Annotated in this window: 6 protein-coding genes; 2 read left to right on the plus strand and 4 right to left on the minus strand. The window is 48.6% G+C overall.

The annotated features are described in order from the left end of the window. Positions 1-626: 626 nt before the first annotated feature. The 3 genes from AWU77_RS00260 to AWU77_RS00270 form a co-directional block, all read right to left on the minus strand. Complete coding sequence (locus AWU77_RS00260) at positions 627-1,910, minus strand: diguanylate cyclase (protein WP_062057489.1); 1,284 nt, start codon at positions 1,908-1,910, stop codon at positions 627-629. Positions 1,911-2,191: 281 nt separating this feature from the next. Further along, positions 2,192-3,943, minus strand: coding sequence for an alkaline phosphatase PhoX (locus AWU77_RS00265; protein ID WP_062057492.1), 1,752 nt, complete (start codon positions 3,941-3,943; stop codon positions 2,192-2,194). A 233-nt stretch (positions 3,944-4,176) separates the two neighbouring features. Continuing rightward, a complete protein-coding gene (locus AWU77_RS00270; protein ID WP_062057495.1) occupies positions 4,177-5,853 on the minus strand; it encodes a hypothetical protein in 1,677 nt (558 codons plus the stop codon). Between the two features lie 223 nt (positions 5,854-6,076). On the opposite strand from AWU77_RS00270, the gene AWU77_RS00275 reads away from it, so the two are divergent. Both AWU77_RS00275 and AWU77_RS00280 read left to right on the plus strand, forming a co-directional pair. Then, positions 6,077-6,937, plus strand: coding sequence for an HDOD domain-containing protein (locus AWU77_RS00275; RefSeq protein WP_238582274.1), 861 nt, complete (start codon positions 6,077-6,079; stop codon positions 6,935-6,937). Between the two features lie 64 nt (positions 6,938-7,001). Next, a complete protein-coding gene (locus AWU77_RS00280) occupies positions 7,002-7,892 on the plus strand; it encodes an AEC family transporter (RefSeq protein ID WP_062057501.1) in 891 nt (296 codons plus the stop codon). Between the two features lie 141 nt (positions 7,893-8,033). Here AWU77_RS00280 and AWU77_RS00285 read toward each other — a convergent pair whose 3' ends face one another. Next, positions 8,034-9,971, minus strand: coding sequence for a carbohydrate-binding protein (locus tag AWU77_RS00285; protein WP_193747461.1), 1,938 nt, complete (start codon positions 9,969-9,971; stop codon positions 8,034-8,036). Between the last annotated feature and the right edge of the window lie 482 nt (positions 9,972-10,453).

The raw sequence follows: 10,453 nt of genomic DNA on the forward strand, positions 1-10,453 counted from the left end.
TTATCCGCCGGTTCGCCCTTAATAGGGAGCGGCTTCCGTTATTAAAATCAGGGTTCAGAACACCGTTTTCTGCTGATTTTGTCACCACTAGATATAGTGGTTACTACTCAGCCGGTTGTGCCCATACTACTGATGCCTGCTTGGTGTGTTGAAACGCCAAGGTGGCCGTTAAAAATCAGGCTGTATTTACGCAGACACTGTGAATAACGTTCAATTGGGTCAAAAATCTGCTTGACGATTAGCTCTATGAACGATAGGCGCTGGCTAGGTGTTTGGCACCTGCAATACCTATATCTAGGGGTAAATCGCGAATGGGCTACAAGATAATGCGGTTATGGGTTTTATGCAAGCTTGAAAACCTGTGGATAAGGTGTGGGTGAGGCCGGTAAAAACTGGGGGCAACTAGTGAAATCCTTGTAAAACAACGGGAAATCCAGCATTGCCGCGAGTCATAGCAAATATGACACCTTTTAGTGCCGCTTAGACTTTTTTCGCATGTATGGGCGGGGGTGATATGACTACATATTGTGTTTGTGTTTTTTTACGGCAGCATGGCCGCAAAAGCTGCGAATCTGCTGAAAAGTAGCCACCAGGTGAAATGCTCTAGAAGGTATTGAGGTAGGAGATCAAGGCGTTTTGTAGACCACCCGGTTGCGGCCTCCACCTTTGGCTTCATAGAGTGCCATGTCGGCGCGTTTGAACACATAGTCAAAACCTTCATTCTTTTTGACGGAGGTGGCGCCTATGCTCATGGTGACTTGCAGTGGATTGCTGGGCTCAAACACGTGTTGGCTGACCACTAGACGAAGTTTGTCGGCCAGTTCTATTAAGCGCTCCCGATTGGTTTGCGGGCAGACTAATACAAATTCTTCACCACCCCAGCGCCCAAAAACATCCGATTGACGTGTATTTTGGGTAATCAATTTGGAGATGCCAGCCAAAATACGGTCGCCTGCGTCGTGGCCGCGCTGGTCATTGATGTGTTTAAAATGGTCTATATCAAACACCAATAAACCTATTTGGGTTTTCTCGTAGTCGCCGTCAAAGAGTTTTTCGACAAACTGGTTGATGCCTGCGCGGTTCATAACGCCGGTGAGGGTGTCGGTGGTGGACAGAGCTTCAAATTCCTTTTTCTCGATTTCTAACTGCTTGTAGTTGCTTTGCAGCTCCTCAATTTTCCGGTCGGCTTTTTTGGAGTTGATATAGATAAAGTAGAAACGTATCAGGCCTTCGAGAATGATCAGCGCCATCCAGATGATCAAAATGGCGAGATAGAAGGTCTCTGCCGGTATGCGGGTCCCGACAAATTCAATTTTTTCTATTTTTATTTGATGGTCGCCGGGAGTGAAGAAGTCAAAACCGAAGGTGATGACATTGTTGCGCTCGGGTGCGGCGTATTCGCGAGGTACATCAAAGTTATTTATCCACCACTCAGCCACGCTAAACTCACTGAGTCTGACATAGGCTTCCTGCGTTAAGCTATTAGTGCGAATGACAGTTGACTGAAATTTGGCCGATGTTAATGGATCTCCGCGATCATAGGTGCTGTTGTAGTTGCGAAAAAATATACGGAGGCGCTGGGTCTCGCTTAACACTTTAATTTTGATATTAAAACCATCGTATTCGGTGAGATCTATACCTTTTATGTAATTGGAGCCCAGGGTGAGCGAATAGCCGCAAGAGAAGGGATCTTCGCGGTAAAAGTTACAGCGCCAAATATCATTAGCCTCATCGATCCATTCCGCAGAAGGAGTGCCATCGCTGTGGGGGTCACCGTAAATAGAGTGGGGGAAGTTGCTGTTGGGGAAAATAGTGAGTGATTTTTGTGGAATGTACTGTTGTGCAAAAAGCGCCATGACGGTGAGCAATCCAGCTATTAAGCGTAGTGCATTGTAAAGATTGGATTTCATCAATGATCCGCAGCTGTAATTATTTGAATAGCGACGTGGTAAATAGTGCCACTTAAAGCCTTATTGCAATGTCAGGTTGAGTATAGGACAAAATTGAAATAACCAAAAAAATGGTGTGATGAAATGGCAGGCAATAAAAAAAGGGGCCTAAGCCCCTTGTAGCGCAGAACCTCCCTGTGACTTCCTTGCAATGTAGTTTCCTTACTCTTAACGCTTCTTATAATGATTTGAGTGAGTTACAACTTGATGACACTTTTATCCCCAAGTGTCTTTTTTTGCTATCACATACCCTTTGGGTTGTAGATCCACAACATGTTGTTTACATGGTTGCTGGTGTCTTCACCAATTAATACGCGGCCATCATCTAATACTTCGATGTTGTCCGGCTGGGCTATGCCGTTAGCGTCGCACTTGTCGCCAGTGCTGCTACCGTTGTAAGCACCGCCTACTACGACCGGTTGCATACGATCTACGTTGTAGTTCATGTCAAAGCCCATGCGGTAAACCGCGCCGCAACGATTTTCTTTAACTTGAATATCGCCGGTAGTGTCGGCCATTGCGCCGCGTACTTCTGCCATGGCGACATACATAAATGGCACGCTGCGATCTTTAGCGCCATCGTGGTTGATATTGATACCTTCCATTTTGTTGAACTCAACCGTTGCGCCTTTGGCTTTGGCGGCGCGCAGGGTTTCAAGGAAAGCGACGCGGTTGTCGGGTGCGGTACCTGCGGCCCAAGCAGCTACTTCGGCATCGCTAATATAGTTGGTTGAACCGGCAACATGATTGGTTTCGTTGATCGCATCGTAGCTATCGATCCAGGCTTCGACTTGCGCATTGGTTGCGTGAGCCAGCATGATCCACTCGATATCAAAGCCAGCTTTGGCGGTATCGTTGGTGGCATCCTGGGTGACTTTTGCAGCGTAAAGTGTGCCTGCGCTCAGATTGCCTGCGACATCCGCGACAAATTTGTAGAAGCCTTTGTTTGAACCGTCATCCGTTAAATACACGGTTTTCTTGTCGGGCATGATCACTGGGTTTTCATGGGCAAAGCGACCCATTGCAAAATGCTTAACCGGTACCGGTGTGGCTGCTTTGGGCTGGGTGATTTCCACTATATAGCCGTAGTCATAAGGATTGGGGAAGGTGCCGCCCAAGTAGTCTTTGATTTTCAGTACATCGGCGTAATTGGGGTAGCCGGTGGAGTAAGTCATATCATTCCAGCGAACGGTATTTTCTGCTTCGTAGTTTTCTTCTGAGGTCAGCGGTGTGCCCCAAGGTGAAACGGTACCAAAACAGTTAATGATGGTGCCTTTTACATTGCCAAAGTTGACGTTCATGGCGTCATTCACGCGCCAGGTGCCATCGTTTTGTTTGGCGATATTCAAGCGGCTTACACCACCTGGGCGATCTTCCCACGCGCTGAACAAGTAACCTTCGCTGCCAGTGCTATTGCTGGGGATGAACGCATTGAAGTCGGGGTTGTTGGATTGTTTGATGCTCACCGTGCCAGCAGGGTTGGTGATATTGCCAAAACCAAAGGGCATAGCGCCTGCGTAGGTGTCGCCTTCGCGGCCAAGTGCTTGGTAACTACCTATGGCAACTTTGGTGGTTTGTGACTCTGGTGAGCCCTTTACCGGTACCGGAACTGGAGTGATTTTAGGGTCAAGGTTGTCCAGATCGACGCCGTTCCATACACCCACAGCGGCTTTCTTTTCGTCGCCTGGCAATGTGTCGGTTGGGTGCTGGATATTGAAAAAGAACTCACCGTTGTCGGTTTTGAACATGCCGGTTAATTCGGCGCCCACAGGAATAGTCGCAAGGCGGATTAATTTAGCGGGTGCGGTGGCATCCACGCCATCTTTTCCATTGGCGCCATTGCTGCCGTTGGCGCCAGGGTTGCCTGCCGGGCCTTGTACGCCGGCATCACCTTTAGGTCCTGTGGTGCCATCTTTGCCATCGTCACCACCGCAGGCAGTGAGCAGAAGGGAGGAGGAAATTAACACGGCTAATATTTTTTTGTTAAATGTCATGGTTTTTGATCCCAAGGTTAGTCTTTAAAAATGGTCTTTAAAAAGAGGTTTGCGAGACACGAAGCCTAGGGATGCTGTGTGAAGGTTTAGCAACATATTTGTGTCAGTTAAATGAAGGTTTTTTGACGCCAAAAATCTACTTATCGAGCCGCTGTAGTTGTTGTGGAAAAATAAAAAAGCACTGGTGCTTGCGCAGCAGTGCTTCCTGAAAATATGCAGTTATGCCGATTAATTTACTGGGGATTGCTCCAGTCCAAACGAATATCCCAGTTGTAAAAACGGAATTCCGGCGCCAGTGGCGGTTCGGATTCATCAATTGTGTCGAATACGTTTTTAGCTGGATTCCAGGTTGCATCGCGCCCGTAGATGTAGCTTTGGTGGCGCACTATATGGGTATAGGCCTTGTTTAATTGCAGTGCGCGTTGGTGTGATGGGGTGATCAGTGTGTAGACATCAGCCGCCTTGACTTTATCTGTATCGACCATGCCGTTCCCGGTAAACCAGCGGCTGAGCATTTCCGGATTTTCGCGGAATTCACTGCCGCCACCGGCGCGCTGTAAGTAATGCAAAATTTCACCGCCGAGTTCGCTGACACTGGGGGCGTCCTGCATGCCTTTTAAGTTGATGTAGCCCCAGCCTTGCGGGCCGGTGACCTTGCGCGCAAAGGCAAAGGTCTGGTCGATAGTGGCGCCCACTGCGGCGTGGCAGCCCATGCAAAAAAAGGTTTCTTCGTGGGTTTGGGGGCGCAGCTCACCGGAGTAGTCCTCAATAAACCCTTGTAGCATCCAGCCGAAACCGTTTTCCATGCCCTGTTCGCCGTGGTCAACAAAGTTGGGCAGTTTTTCCTGATTCTTTTCTTTGCGCTCGCGGGCATAGCGGCCGGAAACATCGTATTGGGCAAGTTCCCGGATTTTTTTCATGTAGCGCAATTCTTTCATCCGCGCGGGCACAAAAATATTGCCTTGGGCATCGCTGCCCACATAGCGCACTGAGTGCATAAATTCGGTTTGCTCAGGGTACTGCTGGGCAATCACGGCGAATTGTGCGGCGTCGCCAAAATAGTGTTCTTGTGGTACCAGCTCAGTAGCAGTACCAAGCTGGCCGTCACCGTCTAGATCCATGCCGAGTTGCTGTTCATTCTGTGCCGCAATCGGAATGCTGGTTAATTGTTTGATGTTGAGTTCAATCAGCGCCAAATTTAAAAAGTAGAGTGCAACATCGTACTCACCGTTGCGCTCGCGAAAGGCTTTGGGCAGACGGATCATCACATCGTCAGTCGCGCCATTTGTTGGCCAAAAGGTGCCGGGGAAGGGTTTGTAATTAAAGGCGATCCAGTGGCTGCCGTCTTTGGCGATACCTTGTTCGTCAAAGGCGTCGGCTGCAGTGTGGTAGTTCTGCAGGTCGGGAATAAAACCTTGCCAGTTGCGCGCCTGCAGTGATGGGGCGAGTTTGGTGTAGTTTTCACGGTTGACGTAAGTTTGAATGCTGTCGTCACTGATTTGTGCGAGCCAGTCATTGCGGTCTTGAAACAAATTTGACCAGTGATTGCTCAGGCCATCATCTGAAAAAATATAGGCGCCCTGTAGTCCACCGTCGTCCAGCTCATTCATGCGAAATTCGCCTTTGCTACGGTCATACATTTGATGACAGGTATAACAAGGGTTATGGCGATTCTCGGTCTTGGTATAACACTGGGACGGAATGGGTGCTTCCAGATTAGTGATGTTGTCATTAGTAACCGGTGTCTGCTGGCTGGGAGCAACTTCAGGCAAGGCATTAATGGTGGCGGTGCTAGTTGTTTGTTCTGGGGTAGAACTTGTTAATGCGTCATTTAGCTGTGGCTCGCAGCCGCTTAGGCAGCATAAAAAGGCGAGGGCGGCAGCCCCTATAACCGGTGTAGTCTGTTTCATGGTGCAGCAAATCCCGCTGAATTGGATGACAAAGTGATTGCAGCCTAACAAGGGGATGTGACATTTTTCTTGCAGTTTGGGGCGGGCTCAGCGCGGCGGGGTTTGGTGATTATTGCAGCAGTGGTTGCGTGGTTTTAGGCTGGGTGGAGCCAGATCTATGTAAATCTGCTACGCTTGGCGACATAGCTTATTAATGACAAATGTGTGTGATATGGATTCTAGCGTGACATCGGTTCAATCAGATTACTCTCTCTATCGCGATGTCATCCGCGATCTGTTAAGTGGCAAGGAACAATTACCGAGCCTGCCTTCTATTACCTTTGAAATTCGCAATGCCATGGAGCAGCAAGACCTGTCCATGTCGGAATTGGGCCGGTTATTGGCGAAAGATGCCGAGTTATCGGCAGTGTTATTAAAGTATGCATCCAGCCCTTTGGTGGGCAGCCAAAATCCGCCCAATAATTTGCTCGATGTGATTCGCCTGTTGGGGATGAATCAAGTTGAGCGTATTACCATGGTGCACTCAATCAAGAGCCTGTTTTCTGTCCACTCAGTTAAACATAAACGTTTGTATCTGGAGGCTTGGCGCCGCTTGGCCTTAAAGGCCAGTGTCAGCACCTATATTGCCAAGCACATGCATTTTAAAAATGTACTGCCCGATAACGTATTAATGGCGGCGCTGTTGAGCGAAGTGGGAACCTTGGCGGTGTTGTCTGCTTTTAAAGACGCCGAGCAAACCCCCGATGTTCCCGCCTATGTTGCACTCTGCCGCGAATATGCCAAATCTCTCGGTGTGATCACCCTCAAGCAGTGGCAGGTCGACGAGCAGTACATCAAGGTGGTGCAGGGTATTGGCAACTGGTCGGGTGAAAGCCCAGGTGCCCCAAACCTTGGCGATCTGATTAATCTGGGGTTGTATCACTCACTCAAACTCAGCAACGCCAAAACCGATTTGCCGCCCATTCAGGAATTAACCGCCTATCAAAAACTGGAAGCGCCAGAAAATTCAGTGGTTGCCGGTGGTCTCACTTTTGTGATGAGCAATGTGCAGGAAATTAAAATCGTCGCGAAAAGTTTGTTCTGATACTTCTTCTGTGGCTCTCGTGACCGGGAGCCAATTTATTTCCCTGCCGTAAAAGCCACTTCCCATGTTAAATGAATTACTCGCCATTCTTGCTCCCATCGTTATTTCTGTCGGTGCTGGTTATATCTGGGGTAAAACGGGTACTGATTTTCCCTCGGATTTTATTTCGCGCATTGTGATGAATATAGGCACGCCCTGTTTAATCATCAGTGTGATGGCGAAAGTCAACATTGATCCAGCAGTGATGGGGCAGGTGGCGTTGGCCACCGCGATTGTGATGACGGCGATGGGCGTGTTTGGTTGGCTATTGTTGCGCTGGATGAAACTGGAAATCGGCACCTACCTGCCGCCGTTAATTTTCCCCAATAACGGCAACATGGGTTTACCCCTGTGTTTATTCGCCTATGGGCAAACCGGCCTCGCGCTCGCGCTGGGTTCCTTTATGGTGATGATGGTCGCCACTTTTACTGTCGGCCTATTGTTAGTGACGACCAGTGAAGGTGGGATATTAAAACGCATAGAAGCCATCGCCAAACAGCCGGTGATTTATTCGATGATCATCGCGGTACTTCTGCTCGTCACTCACACTGAGTTGCCGCGCTGGATTAGCAATACTCTCGATTTGCTTGGCGGTATCGCCATTCCCCTAATGACTATCGCACTCGGTGTTTCCCTTGCCACATTAAAAATTCATTTTTGGAAGCGCAGTTTATTATTTAGTTTTTTGCGTGTCGGCGGCGGTTTGTTGTTTGGTTTTATTGTGTGTGAGCTAATGGACATTACCGGCGTATCACGCAATGTGGTGTTGTTGCAATCGGCCATGCCTATTGCGGTATTTAATTATTTATTAGCGCTGCGCTACAACCGCCATCCTGAAGAAGTTGCGGCGATGGTGCTGGTATCAACACTCGTAGCGTTTATTGGTTTGCCGTTTTTGCTGGTTGCGATTTTGTAACAATGCAGGCTGAAGTTGAATCGCTTTTGTGCTCTATCAACACCGGGGCATGTAACAGACAAACCCCGATAAAATTATCGGGGTTTGTTGTAAGAGGCTTAGGCTGCAACCTCTTGGACACTTATCCTTTTTTGCTAAGGATTAGATAAGACTGTTGAGATACTTCTCCAGCATGGTGTAACCCACGCCATCCTTTTTGTTTCTATCGCTTGCATCGCTGGGGTTCAGGCCATTGGCATTTTCCCAATCGTCAGGCATACCATCTTTGTCGCTGTCTTGTGGTGCTGTGCCGTTTTTCAGCGATGGCCAGCCACCCACTTCTTGCTGTGATTCGATGATGCCATTTTTTCCGTAAGTGGCGGTGCCATTGCGCACTTCTTCGATGATGCGTGTATCCACCGAGTCGCGCACTTTAGAAGCACCGGCTTTCGCCAAAACTGATAGATAAGCCTGCTCTGCCGTTTCTTGCTTGATTGGCATAGATGGCCAGGGCTTGGTTAACTTCGCCGCGGCAACAGCAGGTTGTACACCGCCATCCCAGTTGTCGGCTGTCACCCGGGAATTGCCGACCATGTAGTTATCAGCCACATAAAAATGGCCGTAATCTGCATCGCCATTGCGAGTGGTTGGGTTCAGGATACGGCTGCGCACCGCGTTTTCAGTTGCCGGGCCCGGTTTGTAGTAGTTAGCCACCATGTTGATGTTAGAGAAGTTGAAGTTGGCATTGCCCACTTGTTGCTGCTCACCACCATAGGCGCTGTTGTAACCCCAGTTGTAAATCACGTTGTTGCGATAATCCACATTGCCGCCACCCGAGGCAAAACGAATCGCGCGGCTCACGTTGTGGGCGATGAGGTTGTGGTGATGGCTGCTGTAAGGTGAACCCCAGATACCGGCAAAACCATGATCGCCGCCACGGTTGAGGGTTTCGGTAATCATGCTCCACTGAATGGTGACGTTTTCGCCGTGGTAAATCGACATGGATTCGTCGTCGCCCCAGCTGGCGGAGATGTGGTCCAAAATAATGTTTTTGCGATAGCGCATAGAAACCGCATCAGCATCATTTTTTAATAGATCGCCGTAGCGTGAGCGAATATAACGAATGATCACATTGTCGGCGTTAATCACTAATGGATAACGCTTCAGCGTAATGCCATCGCCCGGTGCGGTTTGACCGGCAATGGTGATGTTGGGGTTGCTGATGGTCAGGTTACTTTGTAAATCGATAGTGCCTGAAACACGGAACACAATAGTTCTCGCACCCGACGCTGAAACCGCCGCACGCAAGCTGCCCGCGCCTGAGTCATTCAGATTAGTCACTTCGTAAACCGCACCACCACGGCCACCGGTGGTGTGTTTGCCATAACCTTCCGCAGTGGGGAAGGCGAGCAACTCAGTGGCGGTTGCACTACTACTGGAAGAACTGCTCACACTCGGCGTTGAACTTTTAGGCGTTGAACTGGCAGCCACACTACTGACCGCCGGTTTGCTGCTAAGTGCAACCGAGGAACTGCTTACTGCGGGCTTGCTGCTGGAACTGCTTGAGCTACTCGCAACCGCACCGCAAATACCGGCGCTTGTTTTCGCCCCGAGGATGCTGAGTGAATCGATATTGGCCAAACCATCGGCTGTTAATGCGGTTAACTGCAGGTTATTGTTGTCTTGCACCAGATCTACATCAATTGACACGGTTTGCCATTTCGTCCAACTACCTGTAGAGGGCATATCCAGAGTGTAACTACCGTTAGCGCCATCATTCAGGAGCAAAGTTCCCTTTCTATTACCGCTACCCCCATTGGCATAACGGAAGGTTAAGGTGTAACGGCTGCTTTCAGATGCATTAACTGCCCACTTAATCATGGCGCCTGTTGCATTTTTGCTATTAGCAAAACCGTTTCCCGTGAAGCCTGCATTATTGCTATCAATGGTGCCATCGACACTACAAAATCCTGGTTCCAGTTCCTGCAGTACAAACGTTGAAGTGGCCGCCCAGGATGACGTGGAAATAGCTAGCGCTAATCCAGAAAGGATAAATGAGTATCCCGCCTGTTTTGTTGATGTTAAAAAATTTGGTTTCATTGTCATTACACTCGCTGTTATTTAATTTTAAAAACTGCACGTTTATTTTGTGGTGCGGCGCACAGTTTGAGAGGTGTTCGCTATGCACAAAAATACATTGCGATTAGTGAATGTTGGAGTTTTACAAAATACTGCACAGACTTGCACGCCATCTCCGTTTGGCGTACAGCAGTTGAAGCAGAGTAAGTTGTGAATCAGCAAATCACTTCCTGAAATTTTTTGTTAATCGCTTGTATTCAAAGAAATGAATTCCCCAAGCTTGTACTGCTTCACAGACTGGAAATTTGTTTTTTATTTTTATAAATTTATTCTCGTACTGATTTTTTATTTTATTAAAAATAAAAAAGCCCCAATAAAATTATTGGGGCTGCGCACTGCATTTCTTGTTGCTATTTAATATTTAGTACAACGCGTTGATAGCGCGTGAGTTGTGGCGAACCGTCGTCGCTTACTTTGATCCCCTCCGCCAACTTCGGACAGTT

It is taken from the genome of Cellvibrio sp. OA-2007 (genome assembly GCF_000953825.1).
GTDB lineage: Bacteria > Pseudomonadota > Gammaproteobacteria > Pseudomonadales > Cellvibrionaceae > Cellvibrio.